The organism is Stenotrophomonas sp. SBJS02 (assembly GCF_020428325.2).
Classification (GTDB): domain Bacteria; phylum Pseudomonadota; class Gammaproteobacteria; order Xanthomonadales; family Xanthomonadaceae; genus Stenotrophomonas; species Stenotrophomonas africana.
In genome coordinates, this window is sequence record NZ_CP109812.1 from 1,864,726 (window position 1) to 1,888,919 (window position 24,194).

Annotated in this window: 22 protein-coding genes and 1 other RNA gene; 16 read left to right on the forward strand and 7 right to left on the reverse strand. The window is 55.7% G+C overall.

Going from position 1 to position 24,194, the window contains the following annotated elements; all coding sequences use genetic code 11:
• Nucleotides 1–31: 31 nt before the first annotated feature.
• Together FQS62_RS08915 and FQS62_RS08920 are read right to left on the reverse strand one after the other, a co-directional pair.
• Nucleotides 32–1,378 carry a hypothetical protein gene (locus FQS62_RS08915; protein WP_208043982.1) on the reverse strand — a complete coding sequence of 449 codons (1,347 nt, stop codon included), beginning with the start codon at nucleotides 1,376–1,378 and terminating at the stop codon, nucleotides 32–34.
• 677 nt (nucleotides 1,379–2,055) lie between these two features.
• Nucleotides 2,056–2,469 carry a hypothetical protein gene (locus FQS62_RS08920; protein WP_208043983.1) on the reverse strand — a complete coding sequence of 138 codons (414 nt, stop codon included), beginning with the start codon at nucleotides 2,467–2,469 and terminating at the stop codon, nucleotides 2,056–2,058.
• A 41-nt stretch (nucleotides 2,470–2,510) separates the two neighbouring features.
• On the opposite strand from FQS62_RS08920, the gene FQS62_RS08925 reads away from it, so the two are divergent.
• From FQS62_RS08925 to FQS62_RS08950, 6 genes are all read left to right on the forward strand, one after another.
• A complete protein-coding gene (locus tag FQS62_RS08925) occupies nucleotides 2,511–2,666 on the forward strand; it encodes a hypothetical protein (protein ID WP_208043984.1) in 156 nt (51 codons plus the stop codon).
• Between the two features lie 182 nt (nucleotides 2,667–2,848).
• Nucleotides 2,849–3,664, forward strand: a complete 816-nt coding sequence (locus FQS62_RS08930) for a hypothetical protein (protein WP_208043985.1) — start codon at nucleotides 2,849–2,851, stop codon at nucleotides 3,662–3,664.
• 47 nt (nucleotides 3,665–3,711) lie between these two features.
• A complete protein-coding gene (locus FQS62_RS08935) occupies nucleotides 3,712–4,137 on the forward strand; it encodes a hypothetical protein (RefSeq protein WP_208043986.1) in 426 nt (141 codons plus the stop codon).
• Nucleotides 4,137–4,505, forward strand: a complete 369-nt coding sequence (locus FQS62_RS08940) for a hypothetical protein (RefSeq protein WP_208043987.1) — start codon at nucleotides 4,137–4,139, stop codon at nucleotides 4,503–4,505. Before FQS62_RS08935 ends, FQS62_RS08940 begins: the two co-directional genes overlap by 1 nt.
• A gap of 364 nt (nucleotides 4,506–4,869) precedes the next feature.
• The gene (locus tag FQS62_RS08945) at nucleotides 4,870–5,703 is read left to right on the forward strand and encodes an abortive infection family protein (RefSeq protein ID WP_208043988.1); all 834 of its coding nucleotides are present in this window, start codon (nucleotides 4,870–4,872) and stop codon (nucleotides 5,701–5,703) included.
• A 9-nt stretch (nucleotides 5,704–5,712) separates the two neighbouring features.
• Nucleotides 5,713–6,513: a hypothetical protein gene (locus FQS62_RS08950; RefSeq protein ID WP_208043989.1), complete on the forward strand. Its 801-nt coding sequence runs from the start codon at nucleotides 5,713–5,715 to the stop codon at nucleotides 6,511–6,513.
• 507 nt (nucleotides 6,514–7,020) lie between these two features.
• Here the strand turns inward: FQS62_RS08950 and FQS62_RS08955 are convergent.
• Together FQS62_RS08955 and FQS62_RS08960 are read right to left on the reverse strand one after the other, a co-directional pair.
• Nucleotides 7,021–7,536: a hypothetical protein gene (locus FQS62_RS08955; RefSeq protein WP_208043990.1), complete on the reverse strand. Its 516-nt coding sequence runs from the start codon at nucleotides 7,534–7,536 to the stop codon at nucleotides 7,021–7,023.
• A gap of 195 nt (nucleotides 7,537–7,731) precedes the next feature.
• Nucleotides 7,732–9,123 carry a site-specific integrase gene (locus tag FQS62_RS08960; RefSeq protein ID WP_208043991.1) on the reverse strand — a complete coding sequence of 464 codons (1,392 nt, stop codon included), beginning with the start codon at nucleotides 9,121–9,123 and terminating at the stop codon, nucleotides 7,732–7,734.
• 521 nt (nucleotides 9,124–9,644) lie between these two features.
• On the opposite strand from FQS62_RS08960, the gene FQS62_RS08965 reads away from it, so the two are divergent.
• The 4 genes from FQS62_RS08965 to FQS62_RS08980 all read left to right on the forward strand — a co-directional run bounded on the left by FQS62_RS08965 (nucleotide 9,645) and on the right by FQS62_RS08980 (nucleotide 15,118).
• The gene (locus tag FQS62_RS08965; RefSeq protein ID WP_208043992.1) at nucleotides 9,645–10,034 is read left to right on the forward strand and encodes an H-NS histone family protein; all 390 of its coding nucleotides are present in this window, start codon (nucleotides 9,645–9,647) and stop codon (nucleotides 10,032–10,034) included.
• Nucleotides 10,035–10,195: 161 nt separating this feature from the next.
• The gene (locus FQS62_RS08970) at nucleotides 10,196–11,284 is read left to right on the forward strand and encodes a DUF4062 domain-containing protein (RefSeq protein WP_243747416.1); all 1,089 of its coding nucleotides are present in this window, start codon (nucleotides 10,196–10,198) and stop codon (nucleotides 11,282–11,284) included.
• Between the two features lie 93 nt (nucleotides 11,285–11,377).
• Nucleotides 11,378–12,550 (forward strand): GIY-YIG nuclease family protein, encoded by a 1,173-nt coding sequence (locus FQS62_RS08975; RefSeq protein ID WP_208043994.1) that lies wholly within the window; start codon nucleotides 11,378–11,380, stop codon nucleotides 12,548–12,550.
• A 198-nt stretch (nucleotides 12,551–12,748) separates the two neighbouring features.
• The gene (locus FQS62_RS08980) at nucleotides 12,749–15,118 is read left to right on the forward strand and encodes a UvrD-helicase domain-containing protein (RefSeq protein ID WP_208043995.1); all 2,370 of its coding nucleotides are present in this window, start codon (nucleotides 12,749–12,751) and stop codon (nucleotides 15,116–15,118) included.
• A 194-nt stretch (nucleotides 15,119–15,312) separates the two neighbouring features.
• Here FQS62_RS08980 and FQS62_RS08985 read toward each other — a convergent pair whose 3' ends face one another.
• On the reverse strand, nucleotides 15,313–15,645 hold the full coding sequence (locus FQS62_RS08985) for a helix-turn-helix domain-containing protein (protein ID WP_164222068.1): 333 nt from the start codon (nucleotides 15,643–15,645) through the stop codon (nucleotides 15,313–15,315).
• Nucleotides 15,646–15,762: 117 nt separating this feature from the next.
• On the opposite strand from FQS62_RS08985, the gene FQS62_RS08990 reads away from it, so the two are divergent.
• From FQS62_RS08990 to FQS62_RS09015, 6 genes are all read left to right on the forward strand, one after another.
• Nucleotides 15,763–16,221, forward strand: a complete 459-nt coding sequence (locus FQS62_RS08990; protein WP_226053535.1) for a hypothetical protein — start codon at nucleotides 15,763–15,765, stop codon at nucleotides 16,219–16,221.
• A 13-nt stretch (nucleotides 16,222–16,234) separates the two neighbouring features.
• Entirely contained in the window at nucleotides 16,235–16,534 is a 300-nt protein-coding gene (locus FQS62_RS08995; RefSeq protein ID WP_208043997.1) for a hypothetical protein, read from the forward strand.
• 34 nt (nucleotides 16,535–16,568) lie between these two features.
• Nucleotides 16,569–17,099: a hypothetical protein gene (locus tag FQS62_RS09000; RefSeq protein ID WP_208043998.1), complete on the forward strand. Its 531-nt coding sequence runs from the start codon at nucleotides 16,569–16,571 to the stop codon at nucleotides 17,097–17,099.
• Between the two features lie 276 nt (nucleotides 17,100–17,375).
• Complete coding sequence (locus FQS62_RS09005) at nucleotides 17,376–18,494, forward strand: nucleoid-associated protein (RefSeq protein ID WP_208043999.1); 1,119 nt, start codon at nucleotides 17,376–17,378, stop codon at nucleotides 18,492–18,494.
• A gap of 2 nt (nucleotides 18,495–18,496) precedes the next feature.
• Nucleotides 18,497–19,729 carry a hypothetical protein gene (locus FQS62_RS09010; protein WP_208044000.1) on the forward strand — a complete coding sequence of 411 codons (1,233 nt, stop codon included), beginning with the start codon at nucleotides 18,497–18,499 and terminating at the stop codon, nucleotides 19,727–19,729.
• 176 nt (nucleotides 19,730–19,905) lie between these two features.
• Nucleotides 19,906–21,471, forward strand: a complete 1,566-nt coding sequence (locus FQS62_RS09015) for a MobA/MobL family protein (RefSeq protein WP_208044001.1) — start codon at nucleotides 19,906–19,908, stop codon at nucleotides 21,469–21,471.
• 485 nt (nucleotides 21,472–21,956) lie between these two features.
• Here the strand turns inward: FQS62_RS09015 and FQS62_RS09020 are convergent, their stop codons facing one another.
• Nucleotides 21,957–23,381: a site-specific integrase gene (locus tag FQS62_RS09020; RefSeq protein WP_208044002.1), complete on the reverse strand. Its 1,425-nt coding sequence runs from the start codon at nucleotides 23,379–23,381 to the stop codon at nucleotides 21,957–21,959.
• 300 nt (nucleotides 23,382–23,681) lie between these two features.
• Nucleotides 23,682–24,074, reverse strand: a transfer-messenger RNA (tmRNA) gene (ssrA, locus tag FQS62_RS09025).
• Between the last annotated feature and the right edge of the window lie 120 nt (nucleotides 24,075–24,194).

Here is a 24,194-nt window from a genome sequence, read left to right on the forward strand (position 1 = left end):
CCCGGCCACCGGCCACATCCGGCGTGATGGGTCAGTCGAACCAGACCAGCGGCATGTCGGCATTGAGCGACATGTGGCGGAAATCTCCCAGTACCTGGGCCACGGCCTGCACGGTGTGGCAGCCCGGTGCCAGCGCGGACGATCCCGCGCTCAGGTAGCTGGCGGAGATGGTACGGGTGCTGACCGAGTCCGGCCTGGAACCCAACTGCTGGGTGCCGAGGCTGCCCACCTGCTGGCCATCGATCTTCAGGAACAGGAACACGCTGCCACCACCGTCGTTCGGGTCACCCTGCACGCGGGACTTCGTGGAGAACAGCACCACCCCGTTGTGCCCCTGCGGGATGCAGACCTGGCCCTCACCAATGACCACCTGTGAGCCCGCCGACGGGCAGCCGGGCGTGAAGCCATTGGTCCCGACGCAGACATAGGCGAAGCGGCGGTAGGGGCCTGCGGCAGCGTAGTTGAATCCTGGATTCAAGCCCTTGCCGACCACGCCAAATCCGTTGGACAGCGTCACCAGTCGCGAGTTGGCGCCGAATTTGTACTTTACGTTGTTGGTGTTGGCGTCCTGCGGTTGGTAGTACGGCGATTCGGACGCGACGAAGCTGACGGTGCTGTAAGCCGGCGGATTGACGAACAGGCCCTGCGAATAGAAGGGAGCCTGAGTTTCGGCGCCACTGAAGATGTCATTGATCGACCAGGTCATCGATTCGATGCCGGGTTCCTGCTCGTTCAGGAAAATCCCCAGCATGCCATCGCCGTAGTTGCCCCACGCGAACGCGCGGCCAGAGGCCATTGCCACGATGGGGCCACCGGGATTGCCTGCCTGCGCTGTCATCAGCAGCTTGCGGTCCTTCGCCTGCAATGCCATTCCTTCAGGGCTGCCGACGGTATTGAAGTCCAGCTGCGCGGTGTCGCTCGGAAGGCTGCTGTTGGTGACCGAGCCTGCGGAGGTGATGAGCACGGAGAGGTTGCTGGCGGAGCCGAAATTGACGGCCGAACCGATGGCCTGTCCGGCCAGGTTGACCGTATGGCGCCCGGCAGGAAGGTATTTGGCACCGATGACATTGAAGGAGTGCTGTTGGGCCGACGTCGACTGCCGCCAGTCGATGTAGCTGTCGTTGGAGACCACCTCACCGTTGATGGTGATGTAGGCGTTGGCCGCAGAGCTGCCGCCGGGGAAGTACCGTCCATCCGACTGCACGTACACCCAGCCGGGGGCGCTCAGATCGATGGTGCTCGAAAGCAGCGTTGCCGTGCCGGGCTGTACCCGCTGGTCAGCGGCCAGCTGCAGATAACGCGAGCCTGGCGTGGCAGCGGAAGCCTGCCCCAGTGCCAACGCCACGGCCAAGCCCATAAACAGCGTGATGCGTTTCATCTGATGTCCTTTCAGGTTTCGGGTCACGTCGTGTGACGCAGGGACTTTACTGGATCCGCATCTCAGCTTCTGTGACTGGCTCCCGATGCGGGTGGCATTGGGGGATGTCGGGACATCAGACGGGGGCGCCATCTTCGGAAAACAAAAAAGCCGGAACTCCATTGACGGGAGATCCGGCTTCTTGCGGCCTCGACAGGCCATACAGATGGTGGAGGTGGGCGGAGAGGTCTCAAAAGACCTATAACTCACTGATTCCACTAATGATCTTGGGGTGGCGAGCGTTAGCGCGGCGATACCTCAAACGATACATGATCCTAATTTGGTTGGGCGGCGCTGCGCAAGCTTTAGGCCTCGGCGATACTGAGAACTACGCCAATACATCTGCAAGGACGCTAATGTGAGCACTCAGATTCCTCCCCGGGTTCGACATGCACTGGAGCAAGCTAGGGCGGCCAAGCTCGCCCGAACTGCTCCTGATGCGGCCTTCTCTGACCTGCTGACGCACGAGGTCGACAATGATTGGCTGGGATCGATGCAGGCGACGAATGATCAAATTGCCAACGCGATGCGTCGGTGGTTCCTGGAGCGCTACTGCGATCCAGCCATGGCCCCCTATAGCGGCGATGTGGAGGCTACTTCTACGTCAACGGCGGTCCTTATGACGCCCATGACCAGCTCTACAGTCGCTTCAAGGCCTGGGTGAGGAGGGACTTATTGATGCTGTCGCGGATAGCTTGATTGACGCGCATGGACACGACTGGGCGCCAACTCAGTTGACCTATAGAAGATCCGACGAAGACGTATTCATTGACAAAAGGAATGCTCCGAGCATTCATTTGGAGCGTTGCCTTAACGCGATGAACTACGTGCTGGGTCCAACCTGTGATTCCTTTGCCGAAGGGACTGCCCGGAACTTGGTCTTTACGGGCGGCCATCTGGTCACTGAAGATGATATCTTGGAAGCGCTTGAGGTGTTCGCTCATTACAGCCGAAAATTCGGTCGAAAAGAGATAGAAAACGTTGTGAATTTTTCTTGCCAGATCATGAATGGCGATAAAGAAACGTTTAGGAATGAGGCTTTGCAGCTTCAAATAATATACAATTAGATCTCACCAAAACCAGAGGAGATAAGATGAGCGTGGCAGATTTGGTTAAGAAGGTTTGGGTATGGCTCAGGGATCTTTTTAGAACTGAGGAGGAGGTTACTAAGGAACATCTCTTGGATGAGTTGAAAGAGATTATTGAGCAGAAGGATCCGAAAGATGGTGCAGGTGGTAGTGTGATGTAGGTCAAGAGGTTTAATGTATGAAGGTCGAACAATAAAGCCTCCCAAACGGGAGGCTTTTTCTTTGATCGTCCCTTCGACGCTTCACACTTTTGACTAGGCCATCTGTCAGATTTTTCTGACATGTGACTGGATTCACGCTCCGCTTACAATGAAGTGGTCATCGATGGGAACAGGGGAAGTTTGTGCGGCCTACCATTTTTCTAGTCCTTGGGCTGGGACTGGCGCTTGCTGGTTGTCAGAAGGAAGAGGCGTCTCCAGCCTTCGGCTCAGGTGCGACAGCAACCGCTGACAAGGCGCCGGAACTCAAGCCTCGGGTGTGGCGTCCTTGGCCGTTCGACCCCCACAGCAGTCACGTCGAACTTGACCCGGCCTCTGGCAAGATCCAACTGACCTCCCCGCGCATGTTTGCGGAGTGGTTCGGTAAGAAGCTCCCTGAGCTTCGCAAAGGTGAGTTCGAGACGACTGTCGATTACAAGAAGCGAATCCAGGACTTGGATACAGCCCTAGCGCCTATGGCGACAGGTGATGTCCACCTGTTCCCGCTAAGCTCCTCTTACGCAATGTATGACTCCGACAAGCAGATCTTTCGTGCTGGCACGATGCGCTGCTACGACTGGGACGAGGACGGCAATCAGGTTTGCCAACTGGCTCAGATCCCTGCTGCACCAGGTGAGGTGAGAGGCACTCAATTCCATGCCGTGGTGCCAACCAAATTGGTTCGGCGCTGGGTAAAGGACAACGGGTTGGAAATCAGTTACACCTGTCCAGTCTCCATTACTGAGGCCCCGGTTCTGAAAGACCGGGTGCAGTTTGCCTATGGATTCCGTTTTACATCGGCGGAGCCCCTGTTGCCTAGTGTGCCGAGCAGCTTGGATGATCGCACGTATTTTTACAATTACGGGTTGAAGGCTGAACTTGTGCTGGCGCTTTGCTACGACTCACGCGATGGTCGAGTAATTGGCAAGGAACTATTCGAAGGGCCCGGTAAGAAACGATGACGAAAGCTCATCCGTCAGATAAGGGTAGATAAAGCACGGGAAGGAAAATGGAAAATCTAACGCTTTCGACTGTGGCGGACGTCTTAGGAATTGTCGGTTTCATTGTTACTCTTTTTGTATGGAGGTTGACAGGCAAGCTGTCGAAAAAGTTCTTACGCCGGGCAAGGGTTCCTCAGCTGAGAGGAGATCTTTCGCAGTTGAGCAGTGAGCTATTGATAGCCATGAAGCCAAAAAACATTGATGATGTGGGCGGAATTTTGTCACGGATTGAATCCTCGCTCGATAGCGCGGCAGGAAAGATTTCATTTTGGAGTAGGGGTGACATCAGAAGACTTCGTAAGAAGATCAAAGTTGTCCGCCTGGAAAACGTTTATGAGGTGAGCCGCATACGGCCGATTCATAACGAAGTGCTTGGCGTAATCGAAGTTCTTAAAAATATTGAGAAGGACAATTCCTGGGAGTCGGTGGAATGATGAATGACAACGTAGCCAAGCTAGTCGAGAAGGTCACCTGGGAGACGGTCAGCGGAAAAGTCGAATGGCGCTTCTCGAATCCGCCCGGCCAGCTCACGCAGGGAACATCGGACATCATTTCTGTCTACGTAACGTGTTCTTACAAGAATCAGCGCTTGGCAGTTTTCGAAAAGCGCTACAAGTATTACTCCGACTTCGATGATTGGTCCTGGTCATTCATCAACGTCTTTGCAATTCTCGATTTTTCGGGTCGCGTTATTTTTGAGACCGAGAAGGCTGAGGTTTCAATCAACAATTTGTTCAACTTGGCTCGTGACAATGCGTCTGGCGTGGATGAAATAATCACTTCTCTTTTGAGTGATGATTGAATTGAAGCGTGTGCCGGGAATGAGAAATCAACGGAGAGCAAAGCGATGCCGCGCAGAGAGATGAAGGGGAGGAACCCGTATCCTGCACGGCTGGGCTCTTTGGGTTTTGGGCCCGCTGGCCTCTTGGCTAATTTTCGGTCTCCGAGTCCAGTTCCACGTGTCTCTTGCATCGGTAGACCGGCTGTCTTTCACTTGGGCCTACTATCTCGGTATTACGCCCGTGCCTATACTTCTTGGACTAGTCCTCGTTTCCTTCGTTGGGCCTGCGCATCCACGGCTCATCTACAGATTGGGAGGCGCCTTCATGCTTCGCGGTAAAACCAAGTTGCTTGCCCTGCCGCCAGTCTATTGACAGAGACTCTCCATGCTGAAAGATTTTCCTCGCCCGCTGGCGTCCGTCATCGGTGACGTTGTGGGTTCCTATTACTACAGTCATCGACGCTTGGAGACGATGCTGTATGAAGCAGGCGCTTCCGGGGACGTTCCGGAAGGCAACTGCGTCGATAAGGTGACGAATTGGCTGGTCAGAGAGGGTAGGGGGGACGTATCTAGGTCCTTCTCCATCCTGGGCAACCTCATCGAAGACATCATGGATGGCGAGGTCCCGTCTTGGGAGCCAGAGAAGAAGCTCAACGCTCGTAAGCGGATCACTGAGGCCTTGGCACGCTACCAGCTGTCTTACGGTTTCGGTGGCCGCATTCTGGGTGCGCACTCGGTCACTGCTCCGAGCAAGGCGTTCGGCGAAGCGCTAAAGGAGTTCTCTGTCTCCGAAGTTGAAGAGGAGTTTGAACGCGCCGTCAGGTTCATTGAGTCCGACCCGGCCGCAGCGGTTACGGCGGCATGTGCGATTGTTGAGGCGTTGTGCAAGCATTACATCGCTACAGAAGGCCTTGAGCTACCTTCAAATCAGACCGTCAAGCCGCTTTGGGTAGTGGTCGCCAAGCACCTCAAACTGTCGCCTGAGCAGCTGGAAGATGATGACCTCAAGCGAGTTCTCGCGGGGCTTAGCTCGATCATCGATGGCATCGGCGCCTTCCGGACTCATGCGGGTAGCGCCCACGGGCAGCACAAGCGCACATACAAGGTCGCTCCGCGCCATGCTCGACTAGTTGTCCACTCAGCGCACTCGCTGTGTTTGTTTGTTGTGGAGACCTGGAAGGAACGCAAGAAGAGCGATACAGGCAGGCTGAAGGCTTAGGGGGGAGCTATGGGGATCGTTGGCTTTCTGAAGTCGCTTGTGGGGGCAAGGCGTCCTGCCGCTCCTCAAGGTCAGGTGCCGCAAGAGGCTGGCTACAAGGCGCTCGAAATCACGCCAAGCGATGACGTGTTCGATTGCTACGACGCCGTGTTCGACCAAGCGATGGCGAAGGTGTCGGGTATCCCTGCCGAAGACGTAGATGCCATCAAGGACTACATCATGGCTGTTGAAGGAGGCTTCTTAAATGCTCACGGATACTACGAGCACGTATGGGAGAACTACTTCGAAGGTCGTTCTTGGCGATGGCTTGAGCATGAGGAATGGCTATCGGTCTTCTCGGAACTGGGTCGCTTCCCGCTCAACTTTCCTCAGCCCGTGCCGTCTCAGCGGCCATCCGTTCCTTCATTGTTGCAGCGGATGAAGGTTGCTGACTTGAAGCAGCTGTGTAAGTGCTGCTCAGTGAGTTTCAACTCAAAGACTAACAAGACCCAGCTGATTGGGATGCTGGAACTGATTCCCAATATAGGGAAGCAGCCGCAGCTTCAGGCCATCGCCTCTCAGCTCAACTCTGAGGCGAGGCGGTCCCTCTACTCTCTACTTATGCGGACAATCCAGTTCCGGGCAATGAGTCTGCACAACAGGAGAAGAGCTCACGCCATTGGAGTGACAGAGTTCAGGGTCATGCACACTTTCGAGCAAGATAGAGAGTTTGTGGATTTGGCCTGGAGGAGAGTGCCAGATGGACTTCCCCCTTTGTTTCCGGGCGACATGAGTGGACTGCGCTCCGTAATCCCATCGTTCGATGACTAGATTATTCAGTGATAAGGATGCCCAATAAAAAGGGCATTCGGCTCATGGCTAGGCCTGATGATTCGCAGGAGGTTGGTTTGCCAGCATGATTGCTGCAAAATTCTAGTTTATTTAATTAACCCGGGCCCGTGAAGGATCTGTGAATATTTGCAAGATCTAACCGGCGCACATCTATGGGTTGTCGCTTCTTTCCGAATGCGAAATACTTTGCGGCCTCCTTCTGAAGGTTTGATGCGTCGCAAAATCTTGTGCGGGCCTGCACATTGACAGATGCCTGGTTTGCCCTAGCTTGACCGTTTCAGGTCAGGTGGGCAAACATGTCAAACAACAGAAAAGATACAGATGCCGATTTTCACTTTCCGCCTGCGCCACAGAGCGGCCAAGGAAAAGTGGGCAGCCCACACGACAACTGCCATCAGTCAAGGCGTAATGCCCCGGAAGCCGGTGAGTCACAAAGCGCGATGATGCCCAATAGGGTCATCATCGCGCGCGCGCCCCTTGCGCAACTTAGGTTCGACGAAGGTCTACCCGGCGAGGTGGTTGGGCCTGGTCGGGGGATGCGGATTTTTCGGGGTATGGGATCACTTCGAGCAATTGAGCCTTCCGATGATTAGCTCGTGCAATCTCTGCATTTGCGTCTGCTCCGATTGACTCAAAAGAGTTGGCGCGATAGATGATCATGTCTTGTCCATCATAGCGAAGCTCAAAGTATGCTTTAACGCTCTCCCTTTTGCCGTTGAGCCAGTTCACTTGAACAATCTGGACCCCAGTACTGGGGTCGTGAAATCTAATCATTGTCGTGCAGAGCAACAACTGATTTTCGTGAAGGTTGGCAAGAATGTTTCCGGCAACTATGGCGTCTGCCTCTACAATGAAATCGTTGGAGGCGTGTTTGAGGAAGGCGTCAGAATTGATGGAAAAGTAAAGGGATAGAGGAATATGGCCTTCACTCGGGACAGTCAGGAAACCTAAACTCTCGGTACTAGACGTCACCTCGAAACAGTATGCCGACGGTTTTTTCATGCTCTCATCCATGATGTGGATATGCCTGTTTTTTTTTGAATTTTAAGCATACCACCACTGCCCGACCTAGATGCTATCGTGGGGTGCTATGCCAATCGCTGGGCTTTCTTCAAGGTTCAAGGGGCAGACACTCCATATTCTCGGGCCCTGATCGGCTGTTGCCGGTATTTCCATTGGATCTGTGAGGTTTTGCGCTCATGGATATAGCTTTGCTCCCCAGCCGATCCGGTCTCTGAACTGACCTCTGGTGTATGTAGGCAGTTCCACTGGCGGCTTGTAGAGATCAAGGGCTGCCTTCTGTCTAGCTCGAACGCAGTCGGGCTTGGTGTGATAGTAGGATGCCTGCAGGACGGGTGCTGTCTTCACGACGGAGTGCCCGGTGATCAGCGCTACGTCCTCTGTGCGCACTCCCAGGTTGTCCAATGCTGTCGCCAGTGTATGTCTGAAGGCATGGAACCCGACGCCTTTCGGGAAGCCGAGTTGCTTGAGGTAGGTGCCATATTGATTAAGCAGCGCCTGGCTGTATCGAGCATTTGTCTCCCCGGTTTTCCGACTGATGCCAGCCGAGAGGTTGGGAAAGAGCCTAGGGTGTCCTGTGGACTTGATGTCCGCTACATAGTCCAGAAAGCCAGCAGCGAGTAGGGGCTCGGCTATCGGGATGGTGCGTATGGCTGATTTTCCCTTCAAGCTCTGGCGGCTTCTCGCTCCTGACGCGTTGGCGAGATCGGCATCAACGGTTTTCCGGAAGGCTATGCACCACATGCCTTGCTCGTGGATGATGTCGGCGACTTTGAGTTGAGCGACTTCGTTGATGCGAGCCCCTGTGTAAAGGCCGATCATCGGACACCACCATCGATGCGGGAACTTCATGGCCCACGGCAGGAAGGTGTCAGGATTGAAGATCTTCTGCAGATCGTCGTCGCCAAGCAGACGCTCGGATCTATCTGTTTCTTCTATCAGGTCCTTCTTGATAGATGGGAATGCGCTTAAGGGGGAGTGCGGGATGGCCTGAGCTTTCACTAGGCCATTGAAGAAGGTGGCCAGGAAGCGACGATGTAGCTCTAGCGTCGCCCGGGCTGGTACAGGTGCGCCCATCTGCCGCCCGAGGTCGATCAGCTCATCGGCACTAAGCTGCTGAAGTCGCGGTGTAGTCGCCAGGCTTGGTGGGGCGCATTGCATCAACTGCCAGAACTTGTGGATGTGCTTGGTGTCGATCCTTGATACTGGGATGTCTCCAGTTACGATCATGAGCAGTGCTAGAGACCGGGCATTTGCGTCTATTGTTCGACTGCGCAAGCCCCTGTGTTCCATGTATTGGAGGTAGTCATCGATCTCTGACGACAGCAGGCGCGCTGGTGCACCAATTGGCATCTCGGAGTAGTAGCGAGTGCCGTCCTTTCGCAGCCGGTTGCGCCTGGATCGATCCGAGGCGGAGTTGAGCATTTCCTGCAGTTGGATCGCAGACTCACGCCCTTGGACACGAATGTCCTTGAATTCGTGGCGCCCAATGCGGATGCACCCAACTTCCAGAAGACCAAAGGGTTGACGAACGTAGGCTTCAATTCTCTTTTCTAGCTCTTCTTTCATGTTGCTTCCTATCAGTAAGATGAAACCTTGATAGGGCAGGGAGAGCTTTCGTCAATTTGGAAAATGGACCGTTTTTAACGCTAAGGTGATGCCTAGTCATGGGTGGCGCTCCTGCCAATAGGGAGGTGCTCCGTCATTGAAGTGGTGGTGGTAAGTTATTGAAACTAAATGTATATTTGGCTGTAAATATATTGGCGCGGGATAGCTTTCTATAGTGTTTAATTTCACTAAAGGTGATGCCTAAGTGTACTTTTCTTACATTATTGGCATTTAGGCATTGGGATGTCGGTCACATAAATATATTCGCCCATCCCGTGGTTTTGGTCCGTGACGTTATTAGGCAACTTGACTGCTCAGCTCACATTGCGGGCGTGTGCAGTTCCTTCTAGTGCGTCTGTGGAGTTGTTTGTGGCGTGTAGAAGTCGTAACTTGTCATTGCTGGCCGGGGCAGTTGCTTGCGTGTTTTCAGGCGCTTCCTTGTCCCCGCCACTCCGTCTATTCCAAACTCAGGTTTTTTAAGAATGACCAAGCCGTCACTCGATTCCATTGCCTCCGCTAAAGCCAAGCTTGCTGAAGAGCTGCGCAAGCTTGAGGAGCAGGAAGTTCAGCTTCTGCAAGAGCAAGCCGCTGATGCCTTCGCGGAGGTTGCCAACCTCGTTTCCCAATACGGCAAGAGCTTCTCTGCGAAGCAGCGCGCCGAGATCGTCAGCATGCTGGCGGCGGATGGCCCTAAGAAGGCGGGAGGTGTGAAGAAGGAAGTCGCGCCCAAGTATTGGCTGCCACATACGGGCGAAACCTGGAGCGGCCGGGGTAGGACCCCTCGTGCCTTCGCTGCATGGGAAGGGACTTCCGCTTACACAACTTGGAAGGCTTCCCATCCCAACGAAAAGTTCCCGGCGTTCCCTGGATAATTCATCCAAGCAGGGGCGGCCTTGCGCCCTGCTGTCTCATCTTGGGAGACCGCCTGATCGTCTAATGGAGCCTTGGCTCTTGGTCCGGCTTAACGCTGGCGCTCAACCGTCGTATCTGGGGTGTCGAGATGAAGGTTTTCATTAGTTCGCTGATTTCCGGAATGGAAGCCGAACGAGCCGCTGTGAAGCGTGCCGTCGAGAGGCTGGGTCACGGTCCCATTATGGCGGAGGACTTCGGCGCTAGGCCTAGCTCCCCCCAGGTTGCTTGCCTTGGCGGAGTGCGGGAATCCGATCTGGTGATCTTGGTCTTGGGGCCTCGCTACGGTGTGCCCCAGGCGGGCGGGGTCTCGGCTACTCACGAAGAGATTCTGGAAGCGCGAAACCGGAAGCCGATCCTCGTCTTCCTGCAGGCAGGTGCTCAGCCGGAAGACAGCCAGGTTGCGTTGATCAATGAAGTCGGAGGTTGGGAGGGAGGGCTTTTCCGACAGGAATTTACGTCCCCAGAGGACTTGGAAGACAAGGTGACCCGCGCCATTCATCGGCACGCGCTGGCGCATGCCGTAGCGCCACTGAATCCTGAAGAGTTGAAGGCTAGGGCGACTAGGCTCCTTCCTGCGCTGGAGAGGGGGTATGGGGCGAATACGCTTCAGCTGGCAATAGCCAGCGGTCCCGTCTCAGCCATCCTTCGACCTGCAGAGATGGAGGCCCCGTCCCTGATTGCGGAGATGCAGCAGAGCGCACTCTTTGGCAGTCACCCAATCTTTGATAGGGCGGCCGGTAGCCGATCTCGGTTGGAAGGTGAGGCGCTCGTTGTGGACCAAGAGGACGGCCACAGGTCTGGGGCATCGGTGCGCCTTTCGCCAAACGGTGATCTGTTGATCAGTCTTCCCGTGCCACCTCCGGCGCGGGGGATGGGGTTGCCAGTGGTCTTGGAAGAAGACGTAGCTGGCAAACTGGCCAGCGCTGTTGGATATGCGGCATGGCTGCTGTCGCGGATCGATCCCACTGAGAGAATCACCCACGTCGTGCCAGCCGTCAGGCTCAGTGGGGATGGTGGTGGTGCTTGGCGCACCAGGGCGGAGCATGAAGCGAGCCCCAATTCGGGACAGTTCCCATGGCGACAAGGTGAGCATGAAGAGGCTGTATTCCTGGCTCCCGCGCACCAAGTCAGGCAGGTGCTGTCGATGGATGCACGTCGAGTGATCGAGGACTTTGTCGTTCTGCTGAGGCGACGCTGGAATCAAGACTGATCAAGCACCATCTTCAACTGTGTTGGAGTTGGAGTTGGGGTTCGGGTAGCAAACTTGAAATTTCGCGCTGATGGGGGGGCAATAGGGATGTCTATGGAACTGATCTTGGATCGGCAAGCCTATAGGCACTATGCCCCTAGCGAGTTGCATGATCACTTTGCTGCTTTTGACAGGTTGCTCGCGTCAGCGGTTCGCCAGGATCGCAGCACGGCTACGCTGGTGGCCAACCCGTTTCATCTATTTTCTGCGAAAAAGCGATATCCAGTCATCCACCTTGTGGCTATGAAAGACAGGGAACGATGGCGCTATTTCCAGCTTCCATTTGAAACCTACGCAATCAAAGAAGGGCACCGCTTTGTCAGCGAGGACGGGGCGTCAACGAAGGCGATAGCTCAACCCCAATTCTGTTTTGAAGTTGTAGCTGATCCTTCTCTCAACGTCTTTGAAACGATGAGAGGTCGGTCCTATGCCTCGGCAGATGAGTTGCGCGCCGACGCTAAACTTATGCGAAAGTTCAACGAAGGCGGGAAAGATGTTGCGATTCCCTCAGTGTTGCTCACAGCTCCTATTGCACTGCTTAGGCGAGGAGTCGCCGGGCGCTTCTTGCAACAAAAATACACGCTCTATCAACATATCTTCGGCTCTGGGGCGGAATACCCCAATGATGGCCCATTCTATATAGGCATCACATCACGAGACTGGAAGAAGCGTTGGAGGGAGCACTGGGCCGCTATACAGCGTGGTTCAGGTCACAAGTTTCACAGGGTTTACCGAGAAAGGATTGCGGAACGCGCCTTGACCTATGTCCATCACAAGGTGATGGGTGTGGCGCCTAGCCTTGACCAGATACAAGACCTGGAGGAGACCTTCGTACAAGGCCACTGGGACGACGAGCGCCTGCTGAACATGATTCCTGGCGGCAAAGCAGGTATCGCCTATCTTTATCGGCACCGAATGCTTGATGAGCAGGTTAGGCCTACTCCTGACAAGGTCGAGGGGGCCTTGGAAGAGTGGGCGAAAGACCATCCTCGAAAGGGGAGTCCGGCGCCATGGATTGCTGAGGCTTGGCAGAGGCCTGAATACGCGTCACAGGTGATCTGCGGTCGGGATGACAGATTGAATGTTGACCAGGTGCTTCAGATCAGGCTTCTGACCTCAGGCGGTGTTTCGGCCGACGATATTGCTAAACAGATTGGTGCCAAGCGGGAGCAGGTCGAAAGAGTAGTCAAGGGAAAATCGTATGCGAGAGTCATGCCTCAACCTTAGGTCGCACAATAGTATCAATCCTGTCCTGCGATTAGATTGCACGCGCCGGGGCCTGTGCGCCAATTATCCGGCGCTTCCGTCCAGTTTGCGTCATAAAAATGCCGGTGTTGGGCGCCTTCTTTGATTCTGCTAGTGTGACTAGCTGTCAAGAAGTGTTGGATCTCTATGCCGCCTTTCTCTCAGGAAATTCTCCCCAAATTGAAACGTTGGGGAACGAGTCTTCTTGCCTTAATAATTCGCGAACACATTGACAAGCTGCAGGGCGAAGCTAGGCGTCTAGGCTTCAGGAATGGATATGAAGATGGGCATTCCTCGGGCTACAAGAAGGGTTTTGAGGAAGGCCAACTGATCTATCGAGTGGAGGACTTGCCTGCGCCTGCACCGAAGCCAGTCGATCAAGGCCTGTATGGGCCGTTTCCGTTTGTTGTGGGGCCCGTCGAGGCGGCGATGCGAGCCGAGGTGGCTGCAGCAGTCAAAGCGAAGGTGGTGAGTCCGCCAACAGACGAGCAATGGGACATGATTTTGGCCGATCATCCGGCTACTTGTATCTCGGCAGGGGCTGGGTCGGGTAAATCAACCACCTTGGTTTTAAGGGTGGTCTTCATGCTGGTTCATTTGCAGATTCCTGACGAGCAGTTGACCGTCATTTCCTTCACGAAAGCATCCTGCTCGGACTTGTGCAGGTCGCTTGTGAAGGTGATGCGTCATTGGGGGCGCAATGTTGACGATGAGTGGGCTAAGAATCGAGTCAGGACATTCCACTCTGTCTTGTATGGTCTAGCTTCTGTTCCTTTCCCAGGGCGCCAGTTCTTCGATTTCTATAATGGCGGAAAGGCGGGCGACGGACCTGTCGATGAGTTTTTAGTTGATAACCCAATTGGCGCTTCAAAACTAAACGATGCTCAGTCGAGCGTGTTGAGGGAGGCCTATATTTCCCTCTTTAATGATGACGATATTTTTCGGGGGAAAATTCTGTCGATCTTGAAGAGTGAGCTGGCTGTAAGACGCTCGGATCGTGACGGAGAAGATCTCAAAAACTATCAGCTCTCATACGCCAGCGAGCGTGACTACCAAGTTCGCCGATTTGTTGAATCTGCGTGGGCAGTAGATGGCTGGCCATTCGATGGGGTCGAGACGGGTGACTTCAAGATCAAGGCCAGCATTGGAAACAACAGCATATATGCGGATGGGCGCGAAGCCGCGACTGGAATTCCAATTGTGCTGGATATTCACCACTCTGTTGATGCCAACGGTCGTGAAACGCTGGTAGGACAAAAACCTGTATCCATAGCCCTTGCCGTTAATAGCAAGCTTAAGATCATTTCAAGATATGCCGAAACCCCTTATATCTTGCTTAGGTCACACGAGGATGTCGCCGCGTTCCAGCTTCGGCAAAAGTGGCTGGCGATATCCGGAGCTAACGATAAGTTGGGTGATGCGCCGATCTTTCCTCTGAAGATTCAAGGGGAGCTGTCATCTCTCCAGATTTTCGAGGCGATGTATGCCCAAGGCTCATTTATTGAGAGTCACGGCTTCGAGGTTGCTGAACTGATCGCCAAACTTCCGGCTCCTCAAGTGGCTGATGTCAACGCCAACTTCATTGATGCTCTTGCGCTATTTTGGCCACATCTGCGGCGCTGCATGGCCGACTCCGGCTTGCACACCTTCAATCAAGTTTTTCTCGCAATGGCTAGAGGGGCGCCTTCGATAGCCTTCTCACCAGCAAAGATCCAGTCCATGCGTCATCTGCTGATCGATGAATTCCAGGACATCTCCCCTCAGATTGCCGCATGGATAAAGGCCATGCAGAGAAGGATCTTGGCCGACAATGTGGGGCTTCCTGTAAGCATCATGGCAATCGGCGATGACTGGCAGTCCATCTATGGGTGGCGGGGCAGCTCGCCTCAGCTATTCATTGACTTCCAGAAGTATTTCCCCGCCCACTCCCAATTGGGTCCAGCCCCACAACTTAAGTTCACCGCCAATTTTCGCTCTATCGACCAGATCATCCGGGACTCGGAACGGCTCATTAGCAAGGTCACTTCAAAGGTGGAGAAGATCTGTCGGGCACAGATCACCACGAGTGAAGGAGATCACGGTGTCAAGTTGATTGAGTATGGTAAGGCTAAGGCGCGAACCACCGATAGAGAGGCGCTCGATCACCTTGTGAAAGCGGTCGGTGCACAGTATGCGCTTGCGCTGAAGATGAAGAGCAAGCACAAAGATCACCTGATTGTAATGACGCGATCCGGTGAGATATCTAAGGCGCTTCGCAGCGCTTTTAAGCCAAAGGACTACCCTGGATTAGCCATCAGTACATATCATAAAGCTAAAGGCCTAGAGGCTGATGTTGCCTTCATGATCGATGATTGCAGGGCGGGCAGCCCGCATCCTCTTCGCAACCTAATTTATAGGGTCAGCGGAATGTATCCCGGCTACAGCTACGATGATGCGTGCGCGGATGAGGCGCTCCGGCTTGCTTACGTCGGAATAACGAGAGGGCGCCGCAGAGTTGTTTGGCACGTGAGAAAGGCTGATCCTGATGGAAGTGCGGTGAACTACAAATAATTTTAGCGTTGGCGAAATTGTTAGAGGAGCGGCCTGTTCCTTCGCTTCGGCGGGGGTGGGTCCTTTTTCTTGCCAAGACCTGCCCACCAAATAGCCAAGCGAAGGCGACTTTTGGAAATGAAGCTTCGCAAGCGTTCGCGTCTCGTTCCTTGATATAGCACCATAAACTCCTCTGCTCAAAGGCTTCTTACGGCTTACTTATTCGCTAGAGCCTTCAACAGTTGCAAGGCCTTTGCCTGTTTGGGGCCGTCTAGTTGCGATAGCACTAAGATGGCCTCGGCCACTACATCCGATGCCGCCACGAAGTAGGCCGCAGGAAGGTCCAGAAGCTCCGCGAGCTTCTCGATGGTCTCCAGGTCTGGCTTGTGCATCCCTCGTTCATATCGGCTGATTCGAGGCGCCGTCGTGTTTGAGTCATCCACGCCCATGAGCATTTCGCCTAGCTGAGCTTGGGTCCAGCCTTTGGCGACGCGTGCTGCGCGTAGGCGATGACCGAGGGCTGTGGGCGTGGGCTGAGGGGCGGGCATCCGGTAGAAACAAACACGTTGACTCTCCAGAGTTTGACCGCATAAGCTTAGCCGGTCATTTGCGTTCAGCGCAAAAGTGAGCCTGGAGGCTGTCGTATGGATATGAGGTGCTGGGCAGTGGTGGGTCTCCTGGCGTTCGCTGCTTCTACCGAGGCAGCGCCCAGCCTGTCGTGCCAGCTGCAGAGCGGCCAGTTCAACGCGGGTGGGGGAGGAAAGCCCAAGGTCTCCGCTTTCATCTGGGCCACGGGTCATGGCTCCACAACGCCTACTGGCCCCATCCGAACCAGGATCGGCCGCATCGACCCTGTAGAGGGCCGAGACTACAAACGCGCTATCAAGCTGGATGGCAAGCCCATTCTGCTGCCTCCGGAAGCGCATAGCGTGGTTGGCTTCGGCAAGGTCTACGACTTCGGGGGAGTCGTTGCCTTGGCTTACCTCGGTGAGCGTGAGGAGGACTCGTCCGCCCGGCCTAGCCAGATCGTCGTGGTCATCAACAAGGCCGGGTCAGTGATCGATAGCGAAGTCCTGCCTGGCACTGCAACGAATCCCGGCAATCACTGCCTACTCATCGACTGATCGAGGAACACATATGAAGAAGCTTTGGATGGTTTCCGCCGCTGCGCTGCTGGCTGCTTGCTCTGGTGGTCCTGGTAGTGGCGATGTTGAGAAGGCGCTGACGGTGTATTTCAAGGAAGCGACGGGAACGACGATGACGTTTGAGCACTTGAAGGTAGGAGACTGCGTGCGTGGGGACAGTCCCGGTTACGCGTGCAGTGTCACTGGAACGGCCCGCTACCAGATCGGCACTCGCATTGAGCAGCAGCAGCTCGTTGGTACGTTCGTTATCGACAAAGTTGGCGGCAACTGGACTGTTGTAGACCGTCGCTGAATTCAAGCCCGCCAACCAAAGCTAGGAAGCTTGTATGTGGACCTTGTTCAAGGTAATCCGCTGGATCATCACCGGTCTCGCGCTTTGGTGGCTGTGCGGTGCCGTGTTCGAAGACGGCACGACGGCTGACGGAGCAGTCTTCGGGCTGATGCTGTTTGGACAGCTGGTCTTCTGGCCCCTTGCGCTACTGTGGGGCTTGCCGTGGCTGTTCCGTCGCCGAGCGCCCAAACTGAAGAAGCATAGGCCTGAAGAGTTCGAGCCCACGGTATCCCATGATCACATTGCCTTGGACCTGGGCAGGGACACTATCTGGGTTCGGGACCCCGTGAAGGGCGAGCGCTACCTGCGGCGGGCTGAAGTGCTCTCCATCCGCACTGGGGAATACAACTACAAAGGCGTTGTCACTCATCGCCTGGAAGTGCAAGTGCGGGATGTCGTTCACCCGCTCTGGCTGGTTCCTTTCGTGCGCCACTCTGATCGTTGGCTCAAAAGCACTGCAGTCAATGAATCTGAGCGGGACGAGTGGTTCGCTAGGATGAAGGCATGGATCTCTCAGACCTTGTAATCGGCGAGTTGGCAGGATCTGAGGTAACCACTATTTTGTCCGTTAGCGATACTGTCGCAGTCCTCCCATACGGGATCCATGCCCTTTGCTCGCAGGCGTGATTGACTCCCCCGTCGCCAACACCTAAGGGGAGGGCGGATCCCGGAACTTTGCCGGTCTGGCAAGGGACCGGGGAGGCTCTCACTCTATGAGATTGACCGTAGGTATAGTTTTTCGACTGCTGCGCTTGCCGTACTATTGGCCGGTCGGCGGTTTGCCGGAGGAGCAGGGGGCGAAATGGATGTTTTGAAGGGGGCTGTGATTCACAGTCTGGAGAAGGAAGCGCACGACTCGATGACGACGGTGCGGAAAGCCAATGATCCGCTAGACGTGTCGGACAAGATGGTGAATCGCTTGGCCCAACAGTTGGCAGATCTCGTCGGCAAGGAAGGCAGCGCAGTGCTATGGGGGCAATTTGCCCCAGCCAATCGGGAGGGGGACTTTCCAGGTTCGGTTCGAACTCTGCTTGCGGCACAGTTCTGTCCAACGCTGCTGATGGATCTTTCGCTAGTCGCTATGAAGGAACTGCGCGAGCAGGCTGAGAAAAAGACTGGGGCAACGGGAGGTCATATCTTCTTTGGTCAATACCAGAGCAAGGGTTCAGATTTCCTCTTGGTGGCAATGATCAAGCAGAAGGGCGCGATCACCTTATCTGAGGATCTTCGACCTACGGAGATCAAAGAGATCGACATGTCTAAGCTTCATCAAGCTGCTCGCATCAACTTGGCGCGCTACCAAGTTCACCTTAGCGCCCCCAGTGGAAACGACGATGCGGAAAGCACGAAGGCTACAGAGACTGAGGAGAAGACTTATCTCTGCTTTGTGAATCGAAAGGGTAGAGAGGATGTCGCGGACTATTTCGTGGACGCGCTGGGTTGCGTAAAAGGAACGTCTTCTTCCCAGCTGACCACTAAATTGCTGAGGTTCGTCAAGCAGTTCGTACGGAATGTGCCGGAGATCGCTGACTCTCATGCTGAGATCAAGCAAGGGGTGGTTGATTACATGCAGTCACTCGATAGCAGCCAAGTCGTTAAGCTCGACGAAGTTGTTCAAGCTGCGAAGGCGAAGGTTCATCCCACATTTGCCCAGCATCTCGATCCTCTGAAAGTGTTTCTTAATTCGGACGAATGCCAGATTCCTGAAGAGTTCTCCCTTAGCCGCCAGGCGCTCCGGCCGCATATCCGGATCAACGCTAAGAAGGCGAACTGGGGGCTGTGGTTTGAGACGGGTATAGTCGGTACCAGCAATTCAGAACTTCTCTACGACGCTGCGCGAAAGAGTCTTATGCTGACCGACCTGCCGCCAGAGACCGTTGATAGTATCGAAGCAGCGCTTCGCGCTCGTGGGCAGCTGTAATCATGTTTTCCGACGTTGTCAAACTCTATCGAGCGGCGGGCATGCCCTTGATCTCAGGGGGGCGGTTTTCCTTCGAGGGTTCGGCAGATGAGCTATTAAGGAGCGCGGTTCAGCGGTGTCAGGAGCTTGGTGCAGGCTTTGGTCACTTCGCGGACGGCCCTGACTATGACGGCGATGAGCTTGAGTTCACTTGGGCTCTCGCCGTTAACGAGTCAGGGCGCTTCTACGGATCAGTGGATGATCTTGTAGCTAGATGCGAGTCAATACATCGCGGCCAGTTTCCTGAAAATTTCTACATCGCCGCGCTTGATTTCTTTTCTGGCGAAGAGCTAGGGGAAGAGAGCCGTGAGCTGCTCGTTTTGAAGAATCTTTGTGAGCTCATCCGCTTGCTAAGCGAGTTAAGTGTGAGTGGGGACCTTGCCGCCGAGGCCGGGCGACCATCACACCTAGTGTTCGTGAAGCCGGCCTCGTCCGGTTCACCTCCGGTCACGGTTGAGATCACTACGCGCATCCAAGCGAAGATGCTCGAAGGAGATTTCCCTGATCTGGCTGTCTTGAGCGATCTCTTAACAGAGAGTGGGAAGGGGAAGGTTCGAACGGAAGAGTACAAAGCCATTTTCCGGCTCGCGGTTGCCGGTGCGTGTGCAGATGAGCCTACCGCAGAGGCTAGATTTGGAGTTTTGTTGGATCACTGGGGAGGCGTTCTACGTCGATTCCGGTATGACGTTGAATGCCTGGTGGATCGAATTTCGTTTGAAGGGCTTCGGCGCGAGATAGTCGAGGCCGAGCTAAACTTTGTTGGACGGATGAATACTGCGGTAGTAGAGAATGCCACGAAGTTCTTGGGCATACCTATATCCCTTGTGGCCGTCGCTGCGGTGGTTGGGGGGAGCTCTATCGGCAATGACCTGCTTGTTTGTGCGGGTGCTGTGATCGTTGCTCTCGTTGTAAGCGGTGTAGCGAGAGCTGTGCGTTTGCAGATGGCAACAACGACAACGGCATTTGAGGCTGCGCTCGCTGGTATGCGTGCCCGCGCTTCGGCTGGCGGTGGTGTCTCGGAAAGCCTTGATGATCTGGAAGGTACCTTCCGCCAACGGCGCGCGTTCGCGAGCAGAGTGATCGGGACGTTCAATGCGCTGGCTTGGGTGCCCCCGCTGCTGGGCGTGGCTGTGGTGGTTTGGAAGTTTCCCCCGCTGTGGCTTACGCAGTTGCTCGCTGATATCGGGTGGGCATAGGGCCTCCCGGGGCTAAAACTAAGCGCGAGAGTCACAAGCAAGAGCGCACTTAGGCATTGCCCTTCGGGCAATGCGTGCGCAAGAGGCTGTGCCCCTTGACCCCCTAGAAAAGCGCTTGCCAAAGCCTAAAACGTAGGCATAAAGGCAAGGGCGGGGGCCAAGAATAGGGAGCATCAATGGCCATTTATCACACCAGAGTAAAGACTTTCAGCCGTGCCCAGGGGCACGCTTCTACCGCTGCAGCGGCCTATCGTGCAGGCCTGCTGATCCTTGATGAGCGAACGGGGCTTCGACACGACTACCGAAGGCGCGGTGGGGTCGTTGAGACCCGTTGCCTCGCTCCCGACGACGCTCCCGATTGGGCTTTCGATCCTCGGCAGCTCTGGCCAGCGGCAGAGGCTTCGGAGCGCCGAAAAGACGCCACGGTCGCTAGGGAGTTCGAAGTAGCGCTGCCGCACGAACTGAGCAATGAGCAGCGTTCAGACCTGGCAGCCGAGATATCGCGCTGTCTGGTCCAGCGTTACAGGTTCGCAGTCCAGGCAAGCATCCATGAGCCGCAGACCGCTGACGGGCTCAACTACCACGTCCACATCCTTGCTACGACCAGGCGTATGGACGCAGACGGGTTGAAGGACAAGACCAGGGAGCTGGATGGTGGTCCTTCAGGCCGAGGCGAAGTGGAATGGATCCGCGCGATGGTAGGGGAAGCCATCAATGCTCACTTAGCCGCAGCCGGTGTTTCGACCCGTGTGGACCACCGGAGCCTTAAGGACCAAGCGGCGGAGGCTGCAGAGCAAGGAGATGAGCTTACAGCGGCGGAGCTTTCGCGCGTCCCAGGCCTTCATTTGGGCAAAGATGCGACAGCGCTGCATCGCCGAGGCGCCGATACAGTCCTTAAGCAGGGCAATGACCGGATTGAACAGGCTAACAATGCTGCTTGGGATCGCGCCATGGCCCAGATCGCAGGAGAGGGCAGGTTGATGGACCCCGCATCCGATCAGATTGGGCCGGTCGCGCCGCGCGTAGTTGAACCTACTCCCGTCATCCAGACCCCGACGCATTTTCATGTGGTTGGCCCTCTGGGTGTGGCGATGGGTCAAGACTCGCCGCGTGGGATCACGGTCGACAATCGGATGCAGCAGAGGGCTACGGCGTCCCACCCTGCCTTGAAAGCAGTCTTAGAAATTTGGGCGGAGGCGTGGATCGAAGCCCTGCGAGATAGGCTCAAATTCACGCGCAGGTTGCTGCGCAACAGTTCCGCTTTGATATCCGCTCATGTGTCGGCGCCCAAGCTCCGTGGCGACTTGGAAGAACTGCTCGTGCGACTGAAGAAGTTGAAGCGGGACGCTCTACGCTTCAAGCGTAGGCTGAAAGCTGAAGACCGTGCTCAGCATGGGCTAGCACAGGCGGAATTTGCTCTGGAGAGCTTCGAAAGCCAGAACCCAAGGCCGGGCCTCTTGAATCGCTCAGACTGGTCGCGGCGTCGGGCGCGCCGGGTCAGGGCTGTTGAGCTGGGGCGCGAGGAGTATCAACGCGCTCACGAGGCCACTGGCCCCGCCGCTCAGAAGGACTACAGCCGTCAGACAGATGAGTCCCTCTCGCAGCTGGAGAATTGGAGCGAAGTGCTGCTGCGTAGATATCCGGTGGAGGATGCGCCCATTGACACTCCTGAAGCCCCTATTCCAGCGGACCCCTTGCTCCTAATCAATCCTGTCAGAGAGCCTGGAGCCCGGTTGCACTGATAGACAAGCTAAGGCCCCGGCGAACCGGGGCCTTAGCCAACCTCGTTTCGAAAACTCAGTGGTAGGTAGGCCCGCGAGTGGGCTTGGACACTGCGCCACGGCGTTCTGTGATCATGTCGCTCAGCTGCACCTGATCGCGTTCTACCACGGCTTCTCTGACCCTAACGGCAGGCTTCAGAGTGTGGTCGTCAGCCGGGGGTTTTGGAGCCATGCATCGATTAATCAGTTCGTCGGCGATTTCGAGAGCATGGATGATGTCCTCGATCCGCTCCTGGGTGTCTCGTGTCCGGTCTTGGGCAATCAAAGGGCACAACACTCGACTAGCGATAGCCAGCTTTCTTTCTAAGGGCATATGGAGCTCCTAACGTGGGGGAGCTTTCATAAAACCATCATTTGCGTTGATCGCAAGGTTCCGGCCCCGAATCTTGAGCGCCTAGAGTGGTTGATGGCGTTGCCTAATCATTGTCGCCGCGATCCCCCGGGCGCTACGACGCCTTCGATGGCTTCCTCGCGCGACTTGCTGGCATCTTAGCGTGCGCGCTTTTGGCGAGAGCGACTGCTTTTCGTTCACGTGCAGCCGCATTGACTGCCCTCCGCTTCGCTCTCAGTTGCGCTTGCCTGAGAGACTGCGCAGCCTCTCCGGGCTGATAGACCGGCAAACCTTCGGGAACGGGGAGAAGCGCCACGGCGTCTGCGCGCGATTGGAGTGTCGGCACATCTACATAGGTTCCAAGCTCGCCGGGCATGTGCGCCTTGTGCCCCGTAATGGCTGCGGCAATAGAGCTAAGCACCCCCGCGTAGAGAAGTCGAGTGCTCGCAGTATGTCGGAACGAGTGGAAGCCCATGCCGGGCTGCATCATGCCCAATCCCACAAGATAGGCACGGAACTGATCTCCGAGGGCATCCCCGTAGCCTGCCTTCTTATGCCAAGGCAGGTGAGGAAACAGGCGCTCATGGCCTGCTGCCATGACATCACGGGCATAGGTGAGGATCCCAGCATCCAAGAGGCGGGGATGTAGTGGAATGAAGCGCAGCGAGTTGGCGTTCTTCAGCTTCTGGTCGCGATGGACGGCGCGGATGTGGATCCCCCAGATGCCGTTCACTTCTGCAACATCTTCCGCATAAAGCTGGCCAACTTCGTTGACCCGCGCCCCGGTGCCTGCCGCCAGCAGCACGCCCCAGTAGCGATCAGGTCGCCCTTTAGCCCAAGGCAGGAAATTCTCTGGGTCAAAGATCTTGTTGATCTCTTCAATCGTGAACTGACGGCGGGGCAGGGCAGCCACAGATTGTGCCGAGTTCTGCCGTTTGATCCCGTCCAAGGGCGAGCGCGCGATGATGCCGCTGGCCACTTGTGCGTTAAAGAAGCTGGCAAGCCGGTCTCGGTGCTTTCCGAGGGTCCGATCTGAGAGACCGGCAACAACGATGCCCTTATCTCTCTGCTGCCTGACCTTGGCCATGATCTGTGGTGCAGTCAGCTCTTTGTAGTCACTCTTCTTCCTCGCATTGCTTGGCCAGTGATGGAGTCCTGTCAGAAACGCTCTGACTTGAGCTTCCCCGACCTTCGACATCAGCAGGTCAGGTCCTGCAACTTCCTCGAAGATGATGAGCGTGTTCTCACTATCTAGAAGATTGCCGGGTGAGGTCTTGGCATTCCTCAGGTCCGCCAGATACAGGGCGATGCGGTCGGATAGCGTGAAATCTGCGCGGGTGGGTCCATTGGGCAGTCTCACAACCGAGAGCTCAGGCAACGCCAAGCCTCTGATCGTTTCCAGAAGTGCTTGAGCATCTTCTCGCCCATTGACGTTCAGGCCGGTGAGCTTAGTCCCATTCGGCAGCTGGATGTTTCCGGTCCACTGGTTGATGGAGCCGCTGACGACTTTCAGCAGGTCCTCTCTATCCTTGTCATCCATGCGGCTACCCCTCCAGCGCTCGAATGCTTCGGAGAGTGCCACAGCCATGCGGGCCGCGACGAGGCGGGCAAGGTCAACAGCAGACGGAGGAAGGCGGCGGACCAAGAAGCGTGAGCCGATAGCCTCGCGCAGGTCTACAGGAACAAGAAAGCGGACATGAAGTCCGCTAGGTCGGCGTAGAAGATAGGGCTTAGGCAAGGGGCGATACCTCAAAAGATCCTTTTGGAAAGATCGTTTTTCGGTATCGCGCCCTGCCAAAACCCAACAGAATCAGCAAGATACAGCTGAACTGCTTACAGATGGTGGAGGTGGGCGGAATTGAACCGCCGTCCGAAGGCACTCCATCCCCAGCACTACATGCTTAGCTCACCGTTGAATCTCATCCCCGAGCAGCACGGTGTGCAAAGCGCACCCGGGAACCAGCCTGTTGTGTTCTAGTGCCGGACTGACAGGCAGCCGCCCAGCGCGATTCCATGATAATGACTCTACGCTGCGAGCATGGACACAAGCAGTTTCGAGGCTCCGCCTAAGTCGGCAGAAGGTCACGCACCGCAGTTTTTAGGCTGCGAGAGCGACCGGAGCGTAGTTGTCGTCGTTGGCAACTAGAGTTTTGCAGCTGGATTTACGAGGAAAGCTACCCCCTCGGCATGCGCCAGGCGACTTCACAACCCCCGTCGAAACCAATGCACCCCCGGTTTCTTCAAGTTCTGCAAGGTACAAGGCCTGTTCCGTGTCGCCACGGCCAGTGCCTGCCCAACGCTGGCAATGCTACGCCAAATCAGCTGAACAGTCACCTTGGCAATCCACAACATG

What these genes read in the sequence shown, in the direction of transcription:
- FQS62_RS09010 (WP_208044000.1), top strand. Translation starts at nt 18,497, where the DNA reads ATGTTTTCCGACGTTGTCAAACTCTATCGAGCGGCGGGCATGCCCTTG.
- FQS62_RS08970 (WP_243747416.1), top strand. Translation starts at nt 10,196, where the DNA reads ATGGAAGCCGAACGAGCCGCTGTGAAGCGTGCCGTCGAGAGGCTGGGT.
- FQS62_RS08925 (WP_208043984.1), top strand. Translation starts at nt 2,511, where the DNA reads ATGAGCGTGGCAGATTTGGTTAAGAAGGTTTGGGTATGGCTCAGGGAT.
- FQS62_RS08940 (WP_208043987.1), top strand. Translation starts at nt 4,137, where the DNA reads ATGAATGACAACGTAGCCAAGCTAGTCGAGAAGGTCACCTGGGAGACG.
- FQS62_RS09005 (WP_208043999.1), top strand. Translation starts at nt 17,376, where the DNA reads ATGGATGTTTTGAAGGGGGCTGTGATTCACAGTCTGGAGAAGGAAGCG.
- FQS62_RS08950 (WP_208043989.1), top strand. Translation starts at nt 5,713, where the DNA reads ATGGGGATCGTTGGCTTTCTGAAGTCGCTTGTGGGGGCAAGGCGTCCT.
- FQS62_RS08935 (WP_208043986.1), top strand. Translation starts at nt 3,712, where the DNA reads ATGGAAAATCTAACGCTTTCGACTGTGGCGGACGTCTTAGGAATTGTC.
- FQS62_RS08915 (WP_208043982.1), bottom strand. Translation starts at nt 1,378, where the DNA reads ATGAAACGCATCACGCTGTTTATGGGCTTGGCCGTGGCGTTGGCACTG.
- FQS62_RS09015 (WP_208044001.1), top strand. Translation starts at nt 19,906, where the DNA reads ATGGCCATTTATCACACCAGAGTAAAGACTTTCAGCCGTGCCCAGGGG.
- FQS62_RS09020 (WP_208044002.1), bottom strand. Translation starts at nt 23,381, where the DNA reads ATGGATGACAAGGATAGAGAGGACCTGCTGAAAGTCGTCAGCGGCTCC.
- FQS62_RS08965 (WP_208043992.1), top strand. Translation starts at nt 9,645, where the DNA reads ATGACCAAGCCGTCACTCGATTCCATTGCCTCCGCTAAAGCCAAGCTT.
- FQS62_RS08955 (WP_208043990.1), bottom strand. Translation starts at nt 7,536, where the DNA reads ATGAAAAAACCGTCGGCATACTGTTTCGAGGTGACGTCTAGTACCGAG.
- FQS62_RS09000 (WP_208043998.1), top strand. Translation starts at nt 16,569, where the DNA reads ATGTGGACCTTGTTCAAGGTAATCCGCTGGATCATCACCGGTCTCGCG.
- FQS62_RS08960 (WP_208043991.1), bottom strand. Translation starts at nt 9,123, where the DNA reads ATGAAAGAAGAGCTAGAAAAGAGAATTGAAGCCTACGTTCGTCAACCC.
- FQS62_RS08985 (WP_164222068.1), bottom strand. Translation starts at nt 15,645, where the DNA reads ATGCCCGCCCCTCAGCCCACGCCCACAGCCCTCGGTCATCGCCTACGC.
- FQS62_RS08945 (WP_208043988.1), top strand. Translation starts at nt 4,870, where the DNA reads ATGCTGAAAGATTTTCCTCGCCCGCTGGCGTCCGTCATCGGTGACGTT.
- FQS62_RS08975 (WP_208043994.1), top strand. Translation starts at nt 11,378, where the DNA reads ATGGAACTGATCTTGGATCGGCAAGCCTATAGGCACTATGCCCCTAGC.
- FQS62_RS08995 (WP_208043997.1), top strand. Translation starts at nt 16,235, where the DNA reads ATGAAGAAGCTTTGGATGGTTTCCGCCGCTGCGCTGCTGGCTGCTTGC.